Source organism: Paramagnetospirillum kuznetsovii (genome assembly GCF_003284725.1).
GTDB lineage: Bacteria > Pseudomonadota > Alphaproteobacteria > Rhodospirillales > Magnetospirillaceae > Phaeospirillum > Phaeospirillum kuznetsovii.
Genome location: NZ_PGTO01000013.1, coordinates 75,937 through 94,889, shown reverse-complemented (window position 1 = coordinate 94,889; position 18,953 = coordinate 75,937). Strand labels below are relative to the sequence as shown.

12 protein-coding genes are annotated in these 18,953 nt (G+C 64.4%); 2 read left to right on the top strand and 10 right to left on the bottom strand.

The window, feature by feature from the left end; all coding sequences use genetic code 11:
- Window positions 1–74: 74 nt before the first annotated feature.
- From CU669_RS15315 to CU669_RS15290, 6 genes are all read right to left on the bottom strand, one after another.
- Window positions 75–6,260: a DUF4347 domain-containing protein gene (locus CU669_RS15315; protein WP_112146247.1), complete on the bottom strand. Its 6,186-nt coding sequence runs from the start codon at window positions 6,258–6,260 to the stop codon at window positions 75–77.
- Between the two features lie 16 nt (window positions 6,261–6,276).
- On the bottom strand, window positions 6,277–7,038 hold the full coding sequence (locus CU669_RS15310) for an efflux RND transporter periplasmic adaptor subunit (RefSeq protein WP_112146245.1): 762 nt from the start codon (window positions 7,036–7,038) through the stop codon (window positions 6,277–6,279).
- Window positions 7,035–8,666 (bottom strand): TolC family protein, encoded by a 1,632-nt coding sequence (locus CU669_RS15305; protein ID WP_112146243.1) that lies wholly within the window; start codon window positions 8,664–8,666, stop codon window positions 7,035–7,037. Before CU669_RS15305 ends, CU669_RS15310 begins: the two co-directional genes overlap by 4 nt.
- A gap of 2 nt (window positions 8,667–8,668) precedes the next feature.
- The gene (locus CU669_RS15300) at window positions 8,669–8,866 is read right to left on the bottom strand and encodes a hypothetical protein (protein ID WP_112146241.1); all 198 of its coding nucleotides are present in this window, start codon (window positions 8,864–8,866) and stop codon (window positions 8,669–8,671) included.
- The gene (locus CU669_RS15295) at window positions 8,863–9,591 is read right to left on the bottom strand and encodes a helix-turn-helix transcriptional regulator (RefSeq protein WP_161539676.1); all 729 of its coding nucleotides are present in this window, start codon (window positions 9,589–9,591) and stop codon (window positions 8,863–8,865) included. The genes CU669_RS15300 and CU669_RS15295 overlap by 4 nt, the downstream gene beginning before the upstream one ends.
- A gap of 146 nt (window positions 9,592–9,737) precedes the next feature.
- Window positions 9,738–10,565, bottom strand: a complete 828-nt coding sequence (locus tag CU669_RS15290) for a helix-turn-helix domain-containing protein (RefSeq protein WP_161539675.1) — start codon at window positions 10,563–10,565, stop codon at window positions 9,738–9,740.
- A gap of 440 nt (window positions 10,566–11,005) precedes the next feature.
- Here CU669_RS15290 and CU669_RS15285 point away from each other — a divergent pair, with 440 nt between their 5' ends.
- Window positions 11,006–12,016, top strand: coding sequence for a helix-turn-helix transcriptional regulator (locus tag CU669_RS15285; RefSeq protein ID WP_112146235.1), 1,011 nt, complete (start codon window positions 11,006–11,008; stop codon window positions 12,014–12,016).
- A 302-nt stretch (window positions 12,017–12,318) separates the two neighbouring features.
- On the opposite strand, the gene CU669_RS15280 is transcribed toward CU669_RS15285, so the two are convergent.
- The 3 genes from CU669_RS15280 to parE all read right to left on the bottom strand — a co-directional run bounded on the left by CU669_RS15280 (window position 12,319) and on the right by parE (window position 15,258).
- Complete coding sequence (locus tag CU669_RS15280; protein ID WP_112146233.1) at window positions 12,319–12,717, bottom strand: HEPN domain-containing protein; 399 nt, start codon at window positions 12,715–12,717, stop codon at window positions 12,319–12,321.
- Window positions 12,707–13,042: a nucleotidyltransferase domain-containing protein gene (locus CU669_RS15275; protein ID WP_112146231.1), complete on the bottom strand. Its 336-nt coding sequence runs from the start codon at window positions 13,040–13,042 to the stop codon at window positions 12,707–12,709. The genes CU669_RS15280 and CU669_RS15275 overlap by 11 nt, the downstream gene beginning before the upstream one ends.
- Window positions 13,043–13,266: 224 nt before the next feature.
- On the bottom strand, window positions 13,267–15,258 hold the full coding sequence (parE, locus tag CU669_RS15270; protein WP_192884623.1) for a DNA topoisomerase IV subunit B: 1,992 nt from the start codon (window positions 15,256–15,258) through the stop codon (window positions 13,267–13,269).
- A 95-nt stretch (window positions 15,259–15,353) separates the two neighbouring features.
- Between parE and CU669_RS15265 the strand changes: the two genes are divergently transcribed.
- Complete coding sequence (locus CU669_RS15265) at window positions 15,354–15,758, top strand: acyl-CoA thioesterase (RefSeq protein ID WP_112146227.1); 405 nt, start codon at window positions 15,354–15,356, stop codon at window positions 15,756–15,758.
- A 7-nt stretch (window positions 15,759–15,765) separates the two neighbouring features.
- On the opposite strand, the gene CU669_RS15260 is transcribed toward CU669_RS15265, so the two are convergent.
- Window positions 15,766–18,924, bottom strand: coding sequence for an adenylate/guanylate cyclase domain-containing protein (locus CU669_RS15260; protein ID WP_112146225.1), 3,159 nt, complete (start codon window positions 18,922–18,924; stop codon window positions 15,766–15,768).
- Window positions 18,925–18,953 lie beyond the last annotated feature (29 nt).

The window sequence follows — 18,953 nt, the reverse complement described above, 5'->3', positions numbered from 1 at the left end:
GCCGTCGAACATCCAGCGCGGCTCCAGGGCCATCAGGCCCAGGTCGGGACGGCGGCGCTTGCGGGTGAGCTGTCTCATGATGACGCTCCGAACGAACCTGCCAGCCCATGACTCCCGATCCGGCTGGCCATCTTGATCTGTTGGGTGAAGGCAAGCTTGCCCACGGGTTTGACAAGGGCAACTCGGCCCGATGGGCGGCCGGAATCACCGACGGTGCCCCCCCGACCTTTTGCCGGTCCCTGGGCGCTGTCGCCCTTGCCAAGATTGATGCGGATGGTGGCGATCGCTTCGCGGCCATCCTGGTCGCGGGCCACAACGCTGACCACCACCACACCCTCCGCGCCGGCGGGCGGGGTACCGGTGAAGGCCCCGGTCTTGGGATCGAAGGCCAGCCAGGGCGGCAACGGTTGGCCGTCTTGCTGCGCCGCCTTCAGATTGACCACGGCGTCGGGCCGCGTATGGGCGAACGTATCCACGGGCAGCGCAAAACTGACCAGTCCCGACGGGGTTTCCCGGACCTGAGCCAGCGGCCTTACCGCCAGCAGGGCGTCGCCGCCGGACCGCTGGCCTTGGGCGATCACCGGTACCCGGAAGGCGCCTCCGTCACCCGCCAAGGCCGTCAACTGGCCGGAGGCGGCAAAGGTAATCACCGCCGGAGCCTGGATCTGCCCTGGTGCCGCTTGGCCGGTGTTGCCAGCGCCCGCAGTGGTGCCGACGCCGGTTGTTCCGCCGCCGATCAGGCTGACTTGGGGGCCGACGGTGGTCGGGGTGGTCCTGCCGTCGCCAGGCGCGGCCGTCGTCGAAGTCAGTGCCGGGATCGGTGCGAAGATCGGTGTGGGCGTGGGGGTTGGGTCCGACGGAGGTATCGGTGGTGCCACCGGTAGTACCACCGGTGGCGGTGGTGGCGGCGGCGGGGGTGGCGGCGGGGGTGGCGGCGGCGGTGATGGCGGGTCGCTGATGGTCACCGCCACCGGCGCCGAGGCATTGGATTGGTTCCCCGCTCTGTCGGTCGCCGTCGTGGTCAGTTGATGCGTCCCCACCGCCAAGGTGGCGCCATAGGACCAATGGCCCGCGCCATCCGCCGTCACGGTTCCCACCAGGGTTGCGCCGTCATAGATCCGAACTGTGCTGTTGGCCTCGGCCATGCCGGTTATCGGCACGGCGGTCGACGTTCCGCCGACGGCCATCAGCGTCGGCGGGCCGGGGGGCTGATGGTCCATGGCGTAGGTGTGATTGTCGGTGCCGCTGGGCGTCAGGCTGGTCAGGGCGTTGCCTGCGCCGTCGGTGATGGCTTGGGCGCCGGAGAAGCCCAGGCCGACCACTCCGTTCATCGTTGCGAGATTGCCACCCGAGACCGTAACGGCATAGGTGGTGCCGCCGACCAGCGAAACATTGGTGACACTGGCCGTGCTGCCCGTCACGACATAGTTGGCGGCGTTGGTCGCGTTGGCGACCGTCTCGCTGAAGGTGAGGTAATAGACCAGGGATGTCCCATTGCTGGCGCCCCCGGCTGGCGTGTGGCGATCGATGGAGGTCACCGTCGGCGCGGTGTGATCCACGGTATAGGTATTGATATTGGTGCCGGTGGGCGTGGTGCCGGGCGCATTGCCGACAGCGTCGGCGATGGTGTTGGTGCCAGAAAGCCCCAGGGTCACCGTTCCGTTCATGGTGGCGAGATCGCCACCCGAAACGGTGACGGCATAGGTGTTGCCGCCGACCGAAACGACATTGCTGACGGTGGCGGTGCTGCCGGTCACGGTATAGTTGGCGGCGGTGGTGGCGTTGGTGACCGCCCCGTCATAGGTGACGTAATAGACCAGCGACGAGGCATTGGTCGTCGGCCCCGCAGGCGTATGCCGGTCGATGCTGGTAATTTGCGGGCCGGTATTGTCCAGGGTGTAGGTCTGGCCCGAGCTGTAGCCGCCGGTGATGGCGAGGCCCCCGTTCTGGCCGGTGATGCTGGTATTTGCGGCGTTGAGATCGAGGCGGACGTCGCCGTCGCCGGAAAGTCCGTCCACATGCACCGTATAGGTGTTGGAGCCCGCCGCTCCGGCGGTGATCGACACCGTCGGGGTGCCACCGACACCGGTTCCCTTGGTGACGGCGAAGTCCGAGGCGTCTACCCCGTTCACCGTCTGGTTGAAGGTGACCGTGAAGTCGAGGCCGCCGCTGCCCTGGGTCGCTTGTGCGGCGGCGCGGTTGATCGAGGCGACCGTCGGCGTAGAGACGACATCGACATGGACGGTTTCGCTGACGGCGATCAGCCCGGTGTACGGGCCCAGTCCATCGGCGACGCCGATTCGGATGGTCCGGTCGGTGGTGCTCGACGTGCCCGATGCCGAGAACTGGATGGCCCGCGCCAGATCGGTGACCTGGGCGGCGGTGACGCCCGCCGCCAGGTGGATTTCCAGGTAATGGCCGATACCGCCGGTGTTGGTGGTATCGATGGTGCCGATGGTGGTGCCGCCGTCCTTGACGGTGCTGCCGGTGACGGTGATGCCGCCGATTGTCCCCACCGACAACGTATCGTGGGCGGCGTCGCCGCCTGATTGGACGTAGACCCTCATGACGCCGCTGGTGTCGGAGGTTCCGGAATAGCCCAGCCCACCGGCGCCACTTGCCACGTCGGGATCGACGATGCTGACGCCGCTGTCGATCACCACCGCGCTGTTGGTGTAGGTGGCGGAGGTGCCGCCGCCAACGGTGACCGTCGGCATGGTGTCGACGACGACGTAATAGGTCATCGATGTGGTGTTGACGCCGTTGCTCACGTTGATGGTGAACTGGTCGAGCCCGGTATAGTTGGCGGTGGGGGTGTAGACGATGCCGCTCGGGTTCGCCGTCCATTGGCCGAGATAGACGCTGTCGGTCATGCTGTAACTGCCGCCGACCGAGCCGTTGATGGTGAGCGTGCCGTGGTTGGGCGCGGTCGCCTGGGTCCAGGTCTCGGTGCGCGGGCCGGTGGAGTCGCTGATCCTGGCCAGCGAGGACACGTCGTAGACCGTGTCGGGGGCAATCAGGTTCGGCCCGGTCGCCGTCCCCGTATAGGCGGGGGACACATTGACCAGCGGGTAGCCCGAAACATTGACGGTTTGGGTAGCGATGCCGGTCAGGCCCGCCGCGTCGACCAGGGTGTAGGTGACGGTGCGATTCGCGCTGCTCTCGGTGGCCGGACTGTTGAACCGGATCGCGCGAAGCAGATCCTGCACCTGATCGGGGGTCACGTCGGCGGCCAGGGTGATGACCAGATCATGCCCGGCGCTGCCGTTGTTGGCGCCGCTGATGGTGCCGATGGCCTGGCCCGAGTCATCGACCTCGGTGCCGTTGAGGGTGATCCCGTTCAAGGTGTTGAGCGACAGGGCGTCGTGGCTGGTGTCCCTGTTGCCGGAGACCGACACCGTCAAGGTGCCGCCGCCCAGGTTGGGAGTGCCGTTGCCGTTCAGGTATTGGCTCGGGTAGGAAAGCGTGATGCTGGCGTCGATATCGACGGCGCCATGAAGGACAGAGAAGGCGGGCGTGCCGCCCCCCGCCGTCAGCGTCATGGCGTTGCCTTCGATGGTGACGGTGCCGCTGGTGCCGCCGTTGTAGGCCGTGCCCTGGTTGCCGACATGGTCGACCAGGATGATATGGCAGGGCGCCTGGCTGGCCGTCAGGTCGTCGCCGCCATCGGTGACGGTGAACTGCACCGTCCAATGGGTGGCGTCGACCTGGGTCAGGTTGGACAGAGTATAACCGTCGATGGAGCTGCCCGCCCCCAGCGTGTAGGCGCCGTTGCCGTCATAGGCCGCGGACGTGGTGATGGTGGCCGTCGCCGTATTCCCGACAACGTAGGCGCTTTGCCCAAGGGAGACGGCGGAGACGGTCGGGGCGACACGGTCGACGGTATAGGTCTGGTCGCCGGTATGGGTGCCGACCAGCGCCGCGCCGCCGCTGGTGGCGATGATGCCGCTGGTGCTGATCAGATCCAGGCCCAAAGTGCCCGCGCCCGACACGTTGGAGATGGTCACCGTGTAATGAATGCCGTCGCCGCTGTCGACGACCGACGACACCGTGCCGGTGCCGTCCGTTCCCGAGCGCGAGAAGTTGGATGTCGACACCCCGCTCACCGCCTGACTGAAGGTGACGTCGAACACCTCGGACGCCGCGTTGGTCAGCTGGGTTGCGCCGGTATGGCGGTTGATGGAGGTGACGCTTGGGCCGGCCGGAGGCTGGGTGACTTTTACCTTGATCAATTCGGAGGTGGTCTGGCCGTGGCCGTTGTTGGCCAGCACCTGGACCTCGAACAGGCCATCATGGTTGGCGTCGGCGGTGGTGCCGTAAGTGGGGGCCGAATTGAAGACCAGGGCGTTGTTGACGATCGAGAAACTCGATTGGTCGGCGCCGCCGACGATGGTGTAGGTCATGGTGTCATTGGCGGCATCGGCGGCGATGGCGCGCAGCACGCTGGTCTGGCCCCCCTGAACCGTGGCGGCGTCGTAGGTGGTGTTGCCGGTGGCGATCCGGAAGCTGCCCTGATAGCTGTTCTCGGTGTAATCCGGGAAGCCGACCACCAGCTGGCCGCTGGCGGTGAGCGCCAGTCCGATACGGGCGCCACTCATGGGATCGGCGGTGCCGAAATGGCCGACGGAGACCCAGTTGGTGCCGTCCCAGCGCACCACTGTGCCGGCGAAGCTGGCACTACTGTCGATATAGCCGGCATAGACGGCGCCGTTGTCGAAGGCGGCCATGGTGGCGGCCACATATTGGCCCGGCAGCGTGCCCATCTGGGTCCAGGTGCCGTTGACCAGGGTGCGGACGGTGGGGGCGTAGTTGTCACCTTCCTGGTCGCCCACATAGATGCTGCCGTCCGAGGTCGCCGCCAGAGTGATGCTGGTGGCGTTATTGGCCGAGAAGTTGGTGTTGCCGACAACGCTCCACGAACTGCCGTCGTAGGATTTGACCACGACGTAGGAGTTTTGCCAGGCGTTGCTGGAATAGGCGATGATCGGCTGGCCGGTGACAGGTGAAATCGCCACCGTTCCCTGGGTGCTGCCGCTGGTGTCGTTGAACAGGGTCGTCCAACCGGCTCCGGCATTGCCCGGGTCGAAGACCTTGACAAAGAAGCCGCTTGTGTCGGAGTAGGACGCGTAGACCTTGCCATCGGCTCCCGCCGCGACAGTGGTTATCTGGGCCTGGCCGTCCGAGAAATCGGCCGGACCGACCGCCGCCCAGCCGCTCTGGCTGGTGTATTTCATCACCACGGCCTTGCCGTTGGTGTTCAAGTCCTGGGCGAAGAGATAGACGGTGCCATCGGTCGTCGCGGTCATGGACAGGCCCTGCCCATAACCCTGGGGCAATGCGCCGGTGTCCACCCAAGCCGTGCCGTTCCAGGACACCACCTTGGTGTTGTATCTCTGGGTGCCAGTATCCCAGACAACGTAGGCCACGTAGCTGGTGCCATCGGGTGTCACGGTGACGGCCGACATCTGGTAGGCGCTGTTGATCGGGTTGCTGTCCGAGGCAATGCCGGTTCCCAGATCTTGGAGCGTGGTGACCACCAGGCTTTGGAATTCCGGTGCCACCGAATTGGTCAGCAGATGGTCATAGCCGTCGCCCGGATCTATGGTGCGGGCCGAGATATCGCCGGTGGCCCGCTCCAGGATCCAGTCGCCTCCCCGGGTGGTGGCACCGGTGGCATCGGTGGAAGCGGCTACATCCGCGCCGGTGGCGGCGGCCAGGTCGTTGATGAACTGCTGGCCGTCATCGCCCTTGGCCACGTCGCAGCCATAGAGCAGCAGATCGCCGCCGGGATTCAGCGAATGGCCGATTTCGGCCAGTTCCGCCTGAATTGCCGTATCCGAGAGGCGGGCGGCGGAGATGGCGTCGGTACCGATCCTGACCGTTCCCTCGGCACCGTGGGACAGGATGGAGATGCTGTCATAACCGCTATGGGTCTCGGCCCATTTGGCCATCTGGGCCAGGCCGCTTTGGCTGCCGTCGATTTCCTCGATCTCGATGCCGGGTTTGACGGCGGCTTCGAGCGTCTTGTAATCGGCCACCGAGGTATCGACGAACACCACTTCCTTCTTGCCGCCATTCTGGGCGGGATCGGCCGCCTTCACCTGCACCGGAGCGGGGGCGTCGGGGATCAGCGCCTTAGCCGCCGCGTCAGGGGAGGCATGGGCGGCGTCGGCAGCAGCGGCGCCGTCAAACATCCAGCGCGGTTCCAGGGCGATCAGGCCGAGATCGGGGCGGCGGCGCTTGCGGGTGATTTGGACCATGGCGGTCTTCCTGTTGTTAAGGGCTGCCCAAGTGCAGCCGCCCGGTCATGCCCGCCATCAGCTCTGGGTAATCACCCCTGATCTCGGCGGTGACCTTGACGGAATGGCTGACGGCATCGACCTTGGCGCCGATGCGGGCGATCTTGGCCGGATAGGTCTTTTTGGTTTCGTCCACGGCGATCTGCACGGCGGCGCCGGTCTTCAGGCTGTTCACCACCGATGACGGCGCGATGAATTCAGCATTCAGGGCGGAATCGTCCAGGATATCCAGGATCGGCTGGCCCACCTGGACGTACTGAAAGGCGCGCGCCTTCTGTTCGACCACCCGGCCGGAAAACGGCGCGGTGACGGCGCATTTCGAGGCGACGGCGCGGGCCGAGTTCAGCTTGGCCTGGGCCACCGCCGCGTCGGATGCCGACTTTTCCGCCTCCAATGCCCCGGTGGAGTTCAGCTCCAGCAGCCGCTTATAGACCCCCTTGGCCTTTTCGGCCTGGGCCAGGATGGTGCTGGATTCGTCCACCTGGGCGCGCTGGATGACGCAGTCGAACGCCACCAGTTGCTGACCTTCCTTGAACCGCTCGCCTTCCTTGACCGTGATGCGGTCGATCTTGGCGGGAAGCTCGGCCGACAGGGTGGTGAACTGCACCGCCACCAGTTGCACCGGGATCACCGCCTCCTGTGCCCGCGCCGCGAAGGGCAGCAGGCACAGGAGCGCGGCCGCCCCCCCCCAACGGGCCGGAGACCCTCCCTTTCCCGAGATTGGGCGGATATCGGTCATTGCCGCTCCTTGAAGCCATCGGCGATGAAACCGCCGAGCCAGGCCATGGCGGCCTTGACGTCCTCCTTGGCGGACGCGATTTCGGTCCGGGCCGGTTGCGGCTCGGGCTGGGGCACCGGCTCCACCACCGCCGGAACAATGGCCGGTCCCAGGGTAATGGCGCCCCCCAGACCGTCCAGCGACTGGGTGGCGACGCGATCGGGATCCACGTCGGCGCCGATGGTCGATTGCAGCTTGCCGTAGGAGGACTGCATCTGGGCGTAGGTCTGGAAGCGCCGAAGCTCGGCGGCGATGGCCGAGGTTTCGGTGCTGATGCGCTCGATCTCGTTCTGGGTGCCGCCCCGGCTCTGGTTACCGGCGGCGTCGGCCAGACGCTGTTCGATCTTCCACAGCTTGTCGGCGCGTTCGAATTGCTTGGCGGCGCTGGCGAACTGGGTGGACACCACGTGAACCTGGGCCAGCACCGCCATGCGGAGCGCCACGCGCTTGGCCCTGGCCACGTCCTCGGCGGATTCCGAATGGGCGATGCGGTCGGGGGCCGACAACAGGTTGATCAGGTTCCAGGTGATCTTGGTGCCCATCTCGTTCCAGCGATTGTCCATCAGGAAGCTGTTCTGGTCGTACTGGCGCGAGAACGACAAGGTGACGCCGGGGAACAGCTTCAGGATTTCCTTGTGGGTGTCGTCGACGGCGATGCGGCTTTGGTAATCCTGTTCCCGCAGATCGGGATTGCGGGTGAGCGCCGCTTCTTCCATCTCCTCGATGGGCATGGACCAGGCGGGTGTCGCCATGCTGCCGTTTTCCGGAACCTCCAGCCGGAAGGTGCTGCCCGGGGCCACGTTGATCAGGGCGGCCAGCTCGGACTTGGCGGTGGTCAGCTCCTGGTCGATGGCCTCCAACTGGCGGATGCTTTCCAGCAGGGTCTTCTGGATGCGCAAGCTTTCGGTCGGGTTGCGCAGGCGCTCGGATTCCACCCGCTCGGAATCCTTCAGGGCCGCTTCGGCGCTTTTCACCGTCTCGGTCACCTTGCCCTTCAACACTTGCGCGGCGGAGGCACGCCAGAAGGTGAAGCGTACCTCCTGAACCAGATTGGCCACGGTCTTGCGGCGACGCTCGCCAGCGATCAGGGCGCGGTCGGCGTTCTGATGCGCGGTGAAATAGCTGGCGCCGAAATCCAGGATGTTCCAGGTCAGGCCCAGATCCGAGGTGATGGAAAACCGGTCGGCCGAATAGCTGGGGTTCGAGGTGCTGGTGGTCTGGGTGTAAAGATCGCGTGAACGGGTGGCGTTGGGCGCGGACCGCTCGGTATAGCCCGCATTGGCCGCCAGCTTGGGCAGCAGGTCGAAGCGGTCCAGATCGATCTGGCCCAGGGCCAGGGCCTCCTCCATCATCTTGGACCGCTTGTCCAGATTGTACTTCAGCACCCGGACAACGGCGTCGTTCAGGGTCAGCGGCTTGCTCAATGCCTCCTGGCCCTCGAACATGGCGGAGCGATCAGCCTTGGCCTGGGCCGAGAATTCCTCGGCCGTGAATGGCGTCGGAGTCACCGCGCAGGCGGCCAGCAGGGCTGCGGTGGACACGGCGGCCATCAGGCGGATGGCGCGGCGGCTGGTCATGGTAACGGTCATCGTCATTCCCCCTGGGATTGGCTGAAGCGAAGGGCCGCCACGCGGGCGGCGGATTTGATCTGTTGCGTGAAGGCGGGCTTGCCGGCATGGCGGATCCCGCCGTGATCGCGGAGCGATCCGGAGTGTGCGGCCTGCTGGCCGTTGATGCGCGCCGCGCTCAACACCACCACCGCTTCGGAACGGGTATGGGCAGGCATCATGCTTGGCTCTCCATGGGCATCCCGGTCCGCGCGCGGGTGGGGGGGACGCCGAAGCGTTTGGTGAAGGCGGCGCTGAAGGTGGACAGATGGGAATAGCCCAGCGAGGCGGCGATTTCGGCGATGGGGACCGAGCCCTCCATCACCAGATCGCGCCCCTTCGCCAGCCGCCAGTCGGCCAGCCATTCGGGAATGGTCATGCCGAAGGCGTCCTTGAATTTGACGCCCAGCCGACGCTGGGATACCCCCAGCCGGGCGGACAGTTCCGTCGCCGAGGGTGGATGCGAGGGATCGAGCAGCAGCAGATCGCGGACGCTAACGGCCAGGGTGTCGACCCTGCTTTCCTTGGGGACCGACATTCCCTCGATCAGCAGTTCGATCACCTTGCCCCGCAGGAACAGCCTGAGGGCGGTGTCCTCGTAGGCGACATGCCAAAGTTGCGAGGCCACCCGCCGCACCAGGGTGACATTGGTGATCAGAAGGTTTTCGTAGGCCCCTGGCGATACATTGGCCAGAAGCGCTTCCGCCATGGGAGAGTTATCGAGCAGGATCCGCACCATGGCGGCGGACAACCTGACGGCAAGGGCGGCATCGGTCGGTGGGAAACTGGGTTCCGCCTTGGACGACACGGTGACCTGTGCCCAAGGCGACGACGCAACCGCGGCCGGTCCCGCGACCTCGATCTCCAATCCCGTTCCGATGAAGAACCGCCGACAGTCTTTTCTCATGCTCCACACCCCGGCAAAAGCCATGGGCTAGAGAACCAGACTCGGCGCGGCCGAAGAAAGCTTGGCGGTTTTGGAGCTTTTGCAGGGATTTTGGATTGGCTGCATAAGCCAGGGCAAATCCGGGCAACGGGCGTTTGGCCTCGTCGCTATTCTTGCCCCGTCATCCATCCCGGGACGAAGTGGCGCGATATCCGCATGCGCCGATATTCGGATGGCGGCGTGCCGAATTGCCGGGTGAACGCCGAGGTGAACGACGCCACATGGGCGTAGCCTGCCCGATGGGAAACCACCTTGATGGGAAGGGCGCCATCCACCAGCAGTCGTGCCGCCTCTTCCAGACGCCGTTCCGCCACCCACCCCAGGAGTGTCCGTCCGGTGGAGACCCGGAAGGTGCGTCCCAGTTCACGTGGGGACAGGCCGACGGAGGTGGCCAGAACCTCGATTGGCGGCAACCGCTCCAAATTGGACCGCAGCATGTCGCAGACCGCGCGGATCTTGGCGTTGGCCTTATCGGAATGCGATTGGTCGCGACTGCCCCCGTCCTCCAGGTCGCTCATCACTCCCGCCATCAGATTGAACACCTGCCCCTGCAGATAGAGCCGCGACAGGTCGCCATCATAGGGATTGGAATTGACCAGTTGGGGAATCCCCCGGATCATGGCCGTGGCGTTGACGGTGGTGAGGGTGCTCTGTGCCTTCTCGCACAGGAAGGAATCGATCAGCCGGGGGCGGCGGGTGCCGTCGAGAATCCGGCGAAGATAACTGCCGCTACAGATGAACAGGAGCGTCTGATAGATGCCGGGCGTAGCGTGGTCAAATTCCACGTCGGCGATGCTGCCGTTGACCCAATTCAGGCCATAGCTACGCTCGTTCTCCGCGACGCTGCCGGCGCCGGCCAGGGAGGCCACCAACCGTCCGGCCACGGGAATGTGAAGGCCCAGAGTGGGCTCGCCGGTGGGAAAGGTGGCTTGCATCTTGACAGGCTGGCGGATGAGACGACGTCCGATAATGATGGCGCATCCATCGGCAATCCAGGTGAGTCCTTTCTTCTCCGTCCCAACGGCGTCAGGAAGTTCTCCATTCACCGTTATCTCCGAATGGCAGGAATTCAGGCCGCCGGACATACTCCAGCCTTGACGGAAATTGAAGGTCGGTGGCGCGTTCGAAGCCTTCGGCTGAGATTTTTCCACGGCGCAAGCCCTCGATTGAACCGTCATCCCCTGCGCTGACCCTGTACCGGACGAGATATGTCATTTCTCGCGTTAGCGTGCGAATATATCAGGCAGCTATCGTGGCGACTGGGATGAACACGTGTATTTGTTCGCAATAAAGCATTCAATGAAAAAATGATTGCGGCGTCATTGCTTGCACTAAAGATATACAGGATGAACGGTCGCGGCAGGATGATTTCGAAATGACAAGTGCCGATCCCTTTATGCCGCTATCCCGGCGCTGGGTTCTGAGCAACGGCCTCAGTTCGGACGACGCCTGCGACGGTGGGCTGCCAGCCTTCACCCCCTCGGTCGGAAAGGAAGAATTTTCCTTCGCCGACGCGGGCAGGGGCTGTTCATTCCTTCACTATCGTGGCGCGGCCTATCAGCCCGTCCGCAACGAGGTGACGATCAACAACGATCAGCCGTTCCTGATGATCCGCTCGGTTCTTGCCGGGCGAGGCGAGTTCCTGTTCAAGGGAGTCGGGACCACCGCCGATACGGATGACCGCGTCAATCTGTTCTTCCACGGAAATCCCACGGATGCTTGTGTCTCCATGCACAACGCCCATGAGGAGATGAACGTGGCGGCGCTGATGATTTCGGCGGACCGTCTTCAATCCCTGTGCGAGGGGATGCGCGTCCCCGCGATGCTCGATGACCTTTTGACCCAACGCAACCGCAACGGCATGAGCCAGGTCCGGATGTCAGCGGTCAAGCGACGCCTGTTCGCCGATTTGGTCACCAGCCCCTATACCGGCGGCCTGGAGAGGCTTTACCGCGAGGGTAAAGTCCTGGAAATCGTCGCCGCGCTGCTGGACGACTTGGCGGGGGGAAAGGCCGCTCCACCCTATTCGCGCGAACGTCGGCAGGCCAGGATCAGAGCCGTCTGCGACCATCTTCTCGCCAATCTGAACGCCATGCCCAGCCAGGAGATCCTGGCGCGCGAGGCCGGTATGCCGCCCCGCCAACTCGCCGAAACCTTCCGGGACGTCACCGGCATGACCATGCCCCAGTGGATGGTGAATCGTAAAATGGAGATGGCCGCCCGGATGCTGTTGGACGAGGCCCTGCCGGTGAAGGAGATTTCCCATCGCCTCGGCTATGCCCAGGTCAGCACCTTCACCACCGCTTTCAGCCGTCATTACGGCTTTCCGCCGGCTGACTTCCGCAAATCGCGGGTAACCAGGCATTTCGTTGGGATAGACCGCTGAAATTGTCGGAGTGACGCCGAGGCTGTTCCAGCGATCGTCGTGCCGGTAATCCCCCCCCGGAAATAGAGGGTAAACCTACAGATGTAGGTTTGGCCATAGGGTGAGAATAGGCCTGCCATGATTTCAAAGGGTTAGCGGAGCCGATTTTGGCCGTAAGCTGAGAAAAACCTAAGAGATCGGGGCATAAGTTGAGAAAAACCTAGGGACGCAACATGTTGCGCTGAGCGATTGCTCCCACATGCCGCATATAGCGTATCTGTCCAAGTTGCGGATTTTCCGCTGAGTATCCTTGCCCGCCGACATCAGGGGCGACTCAGTCCGAGATATCTGTGGATGCCGGAAACAAGCTTCCGAACCTCGGCGGCACTCTTCTTCATCTCCTCGGCCGAGGGGAGATCGAAGGGCGTTCCCTCGGTCGTCGGGTATCCTGCGGATACTGCCGCAATGGATATATTCTCTAGGTCTCCGATGGGCAGCCGCCACTTGTGATCAACAGGCAGAAGCGAAGCGAGCGCATCAAGGCTGTGTGTTTTCGGTGGGCGGATGCCTTCGTGGCACAGGACGGCCTTTGCCGCCTTTTCGGCAGCGCGCGCCAGAAGGGAATAAGCCGAATGGGGAGCGGCTTCCATCGAGAGCTCGGCGGCCCGAAGATCCTCTTCCGCCAATGCGAAGAATGTCTTGGCTGTCGGGCTATCTGGCATAAAGGCGTCGGCCTTCGTGCTTGACGATGTTGCAGAGCGTGCCGACCATGTTCGCGGCCTCATCAAAGCCGCCAGCCGAGCAAGGAAACACATCGCAAGAGACGCCGAGCCCGAGGACCGGCTTCTTGATGCTGTAGGGATCCTTCGCCAGTTTGGCGTCATCGACGACGACAAGCAGGTCGAAATCGCTGTCCGGCTCCGCGTCTCCACGAGCGCGACTGCCGAAAAGCCATACCGATCTTGGAGAATGGGCGGCCACCAGCCTCTCGACCAATCCGTCAAGAGCTTCCTGTTCCGAACCGAAGATGCCGATGTTGGCGGTCATGCCTCTCTCCTTCCCGCGATTATATGGGCGGGAACGGCCTTTCGGCAATGGGATGGCCACTTACGGCACGAAAAGGGGGATGTCGGCGTGGTCGACCTCGTCGCACGGATGTAGTCCTTCGGCGAGAATCGACAGATCAACAGAGAACCTGCCCAGGGGGTAAGGCCATTCGGCCATTCTCAACTTATGGCCAAATTTCTCACCTTATGGCCAAACCTACAGATCTACACATCGAGATCGGTGGCGAATTTCGCGCGTTCCTGGATGAAGGCGAAGCGCAGTTCCGGCTTTCGGCCCATCAGGCTTTCCACCAGACGCGCCACCTCCTTGGCTTCCTCGTGGTCTTCCTCGGTGCGGCCCGAGGGGATATTGACCCGCAGCAGAACCCGCTTGGCCGGGTCCATGGTGGTTTCCTTCAACTGGGCGGGCGGCATTTCGCCCAGTCCCTTGAAGCGGCTGATTTCCACGTTCTTCTTGCCAGCGAACAGGGTCTTCAGCAGTTCTTCCTTGTGGGCGTCGTCGCGGCCATAGGCCATGGTCTGGCCGTGGGACAGGCGGTAAAGCGGCGGCAGCGCCAGATAGAGATGGCCGTTCCTGATCAGCTCGGGCATTTCCTGATAGAAGAAGGTCATCAGCAGCGAGGCGATATGGGCACCGTCCACATCGGCGTCGGTCATGATGATGATCTTCTCGTAGCGCAGCTTCTCGTCGTCGTAGGACTCGCGGAAGCCGCAGCCCAGCGCCTCCATCAGATCCTTCAACTCTTGATTCTGGCGCAGCTTGTCGGTGGTGGCGGAGGCGACGTTGAGGATCTTGCCGCGCAGGGGCAAGATGGCCTGGGTCTCGCGGTTGCGGCCCGACTTGGCGGAGCCGCCCGCCGAATCGCCCTCGACCAGGAACAGTTCGGTGCCCACATTGACCGAGCGCGAGCAGTCGGCCAGCTTGCCGGGCAGGCGCAGGCGCTTGGTGGGCGTCTTGCGGTTCATTTCCTTGGCCTGGCGGCGGCGCTGGCGGTCCTCGGCGCGCTCCACCAGCTTGGCCAGCAGGGCGGCGGACGAGGCCTTGTCGCCCGACAGCCAGTGGTCGAAATGATCCTTCACCGCGCTTTCCACCAGACGGGTGGCCTCGGGGCTGGCGAGTTTTTCCTTGGTCTGGCCCTGGAACTGCGGGTCGCGCATGAATAGGCTGACCATGACGCAGGCCCCGCCCATCACATCCTCGGCGGTGATCCCCGCGGCCTTCTTGTTGTTGGCCATCTCGCCATAGGCCCTGAGGCCACGGGTCAGGGCGCCGCGAAAGCCCGCTTCGTGGGTGCCGCCCTCGGGGGTGGGCACGGTGTTGCAATAGGTGTTGACGAAGCCGTCCTCGTCATCGTCCGGCCAAGCCACCGCCCATTCCACCTGTCCCATGTCGTCGGACAGCGGTGCCGTGCCTTGGAACTGGTCGCGGGTGATGAGCGGCCGTTCCTTCAGCACCGCGTTCAGGAAGTCGGACAGTCCACCGGGGAAGTGCAATACGTCCTCGTGCGGGATCTCGTCGCCGTCCTTGATCAGCAGCGGGTCGCATTTCCAACGGATCTGCACGCCCCGGAACAGATAGGCCTTGGAGCGCGCCATGCGGTAGAGCGGGCCGGGGCGCAGATGGGCGCGCTCGCCGAAGATCTGGGGGTCGGGATGGAAGATCACCGTGGTGCCGCGCCGGTTTTGCACCGGGCCGACTTTTTCCAGCGGTCCCAGGGGCGCCCCGCGCGAGAAGCTTTGGGTATATAGGGTCCGCTCGCGGGCGACCTCGACCACCAGCTTGTCCGAAAGGGCATTGACCACCGAGACGCCGACGCCGTGCAAACCGCCCGACACCTTGTAGGCGTCGCCGCCGAACTTGCCGCCGGAATGGAGCGTGGTGAGGATGACCTCCAACGCGCTCTTGTCGGGATATTTCGGGTGGGGGTCGATGGGAATGCCGCGACCGTTGTCGCGCACGGTGCAGATTCCGTCGACGGCCAGTTCCAGCTCGATCCAGCTGGCATGGCCCGCCACCGCCTCGTCCATGGCGTTGTCGAGAACCTCGGCCACCAGATGGTGCAAGGCCCTGTCGTCGGTGCCGCCGATATACATGCCGGGGCGGCGGCGCACGGGCTCGAGGCCTTCGAGAACCTCGATATCCTTGGCGGAGTATTCGGTGCCCTTGGGGGCAAGCTGCTGGAAGAGATCGCTCATGGGGGGCATTATAGGAATGCGTTGGCGCGGCGCAAGCGCATGCTGTAGCGTCGTCACAGTTAACCACAACATATTGTTAAGCGGAGTCCTCAGCCGTGACCGAGAGCATCGAGATCAGCAGCGCGCCGCGTGGGCGTCTGTCCACCCGCGCCATCGCCATGCCGGCCGACACCAACCCCTTCGGCCATGTGTTCGGCGGCTGGTTGCTCAGTCAGATGGATCTGGCGGGCGGAACCCATGCCTATCGCTTCGCCAAGGGCCATACCCCCACCGTGGCGGTGGAAGGGATGGAATTCCATCTGCCGGTCTATGTGGGCGACGAGGTCAGTTGCTACACCGAGGTGGTCCGGGTCGGCCGCACCTCCATTTCCATGCAGGTGGAGGCCTGGGTGCGGCGCCACGGCGGCGACGACCGTCTGATCAAGGTCACCAGCGCCATCTTCCACTACGTGGCGGTGGACGAGAACGGCAAGAAGCGGGTGATCGAACAGGGAATATGAAGGAGGACTACGCCTTGCCCTTGGGCGGGGCGAGGCTGATATCGGCCATCAGGGCTTCCTCGTCGGCGTCCAGCTTGGCCATGGCGGCTTGAACGGCGGCGGCGACATCGGCCATTTCGGGGTCCAGGGATTCGGCGGAGGTGTCCTCCGCCTGTTCAAGCAGGGCGGCGATGTCGTCGTCGGACATGATGCCGTCGAAGGATAGCGGCGCTTCGCCCTCTTCCTCCTCGTCGTCTTCCTGCGTCTCGCCAACCTCTTTCAGCAAGCTGGCGATATCAAGGTCCGACAGAGCGGTGAATTGGCCAAGCGGCGCCGGTATGGGAAAATCGGACTCGTCTTCGCCATCGCTGTCGTCGGGTTCCACCGCCTCGGCCAGCATGGCCGCCATATCGTCGTCGGAAATGGCGGCGGCGCTCATGACATCGGCTTCGGGTTCCGCCGCCTCGGCCAGCATGGCCGCCAAGTCGTCGTCGGAAATGGCGGCGGCGCCCATGACGTCGGCTTCGGGTTCCGCCGCCTCGGCCAGCATGGCCGCCAAGTCGTCGTCGGAAATGGCGGCGGCGCCCAGGACGTCGGCTTCGGGTTCCGCGGCCTCGGCCAGCATGGCTTCCATGTCGTCGTCGGAAATGGCGGTGCTGGGGAAAATGTCGTCATAGGGGTCCGACGAGGTCTCGGCCAGCATGGCCTGCATATCCTCGTCCGAGATAAGGGTTCCGATGGTCAGCGGCTCGTCCAGAGCGGCGCTTTCCGCATCCTCGCCCCCGGCCGCATCCTCGGCTTCCGCCAGCATGGCGTTGATGTCGTCGTCGGAGATGCCGCCGCCGATGACCGGAGCGTCGTCGGTTTCGGCCTCATCGCCGTCATCGGCTTCTTCCAGCAGGGCGTTGATATCGTCATCGGACATGACGGTGCCGAACACCAGGGGCTCAAGCGGCGGTTCTTCCTCGGCCATGTCACCGCCATCGACCGCCTCGGACAGCATGGCGTCCAGATCCTCGTCGCTGAATCCGACGTCGGCGGGGCTTTGCTCCTCCGGTTCATCGCGGAGGTCTTGGGGCGGGGCGGTCTGGTCCGGCGACGGATCGAACGAGTCTTCCTCGTCCGGGGACCGCGCTTCGACGCGACGGCGCAGGTGGTAGACCGCCTGCTTGCCGAAATCCTTGGCCAGGGACAGCACGCCCACATATTCGCAGGCGAAGCGTTCCTCGAAATCCTCGTCGCGATTTTGCGCTTCGGACCGCATGGCGCTCTGTTCGGCGGTCAGCACGGCGACGAATTGCTGGGTGGCGTAGACGTGGCCGATCACGGTGACCGGCTCCAGCCGCGCCGCCCGGTTGATATGGCTGCCGTAGAAATTCTGGCGGCCGCAGATGGGGTCGATGGCCTGGAACACCGGTCCGGCATGCAGCGAAATGCGGAGCGACAGGGGATGCGGCAGGCGGTCGCGCAGTTCCTCGTCCGCCTTGGCGACCATCTCTTGCAGGGTCTGGGCGTATTCGGCCATGGGCGTGGCCTTGTCCATCACCGCGAAGATGGCGTCGCCCCAGGTGTTGATGGCGATGGGCTGGATTTCCTGTGCGGCCATGCCCTGATTGATGATGCGCAGGAAGTCCAGGAAGACCGGGGTATGCTCTTCCTTCAACTTGGAATAACCGGCGATGTCGCAGAACATCATGGAGCGGATGACGCGGCCTTCCTCCTGCTCCTCATTCAATTCGCCATCCAGGTCCGGCATGGCGGGAATGGCGTCTCCGACCAGTTCGGGACGCTTTTGCAGCAGACCGTCCAGGTCGATGATGCGCAGGCGCGAGATGTCTTCCCACTGATCGATGAAATCGGCGGCCCCGCCCACCAGCGAGCCCGGCATCATGTCCCACACCGCCAGCAAATAGGGAGCGGTGGTCAGGAAGCTGGCGCGCAAGGTCGCCATGCCGTGCAGGCACTGATTGGCGAAGCGGTAGAGCATGCCGTGGCCGAGGAAGCGCTCCTCGGTGGCATAGGTCACCGTATTGGCCAGCTTCAAGGCATTGCGAAAGCGCATTTCCCAGCGCGAGCCGCCATAGCGGACATTCTCGGCGACGAAGTCGTCGATGGCGTAGGGCATCACCACGTTGACCTCGGCGCCGCGTTCCAGCATGGATTCGATGAACAGCAGGTCCGAGCCGCAGGCGGCCATGGAATAACCGACCTGGGCGCCCAGTTCATCCAGCGAGCGCGAAATCTCGGCGCGCACCGCGCTTTCCAGTTCGGGCGGGAAATGGGGCCCCTCGCCGGGGCGGTCCAGCGGATGGCCGGTGAAGACCACCACGGTGGGGGCCTTGATGATGTCTTCCACCGCTGGCGGAACGCGCAGTCCGCCATCGCGCAGCATCTTCAACTGCTTCAACGCGGAAACGATGCTGGCGTAATGAATGCCTTCCAGGGTGCTGGCCCAGGCGAAGGAGGCCAGGGCTTCCTCGGTCTCGTCCAGCAGCAGATGGGCCACCGCTACCGTGATCAGCAGCTGATAGCGCTCCTCTGGCGACAGGGTCAGTTCGCTTTCCGCCGAGGTCACCGCGTCGGCGACGCTGCGCGCCAGGGTCCGGGCGCGATCACGGTCGCCCAATAGCCAGGAACTGACGGCCGCGTCGATACCTGCCCGCGGCGCGCCACCGGCCTGGAAGGCGCGCATGAACAGTTCGCGGCAATGTTCCAGATCGCGCCGGTCGTTGGATGCCCGCCATGCCTCGCGGAACACCCCGGCCAGGGCGGTATAGGTTTCGGCATCGGCGTTGGCGACAAGCTTCTTGCCGCGCACCAGTTCCAGTGCCTCGGCCAGTTCGGCCATGACCGACAGGGTGGTCTTGTCGGGATCGCCCGCCAGGGATTCCACCGCCCGCTTCAAGCTGACATGCAGCCGATGGAAGGGGCCTTCGTCGATCAGGATCAGGTCGAGGACCGGCTGGACCAGCTTGCGGGCTTCATCCAGCGCGCCGGACTGCGACAGGGCGACGGAGCCGAAGATGGCCAGCTTCAAGCTGTTGGGGTATTGGCGCAGCCCCTCTCGCGCCGTGTCGTGGGCAAGGAAATTCTGCCCGTCCTCGAGCAAGTCTCGGGTGGCCCGTTCCCAATCTTCCTGGGCTTTGGCGTCGATTGCGCCGGTGCCGGTCGGTGTGGATTCCGCCAAGATACGGCGTGCCTCTCCCGTGAGTCGTC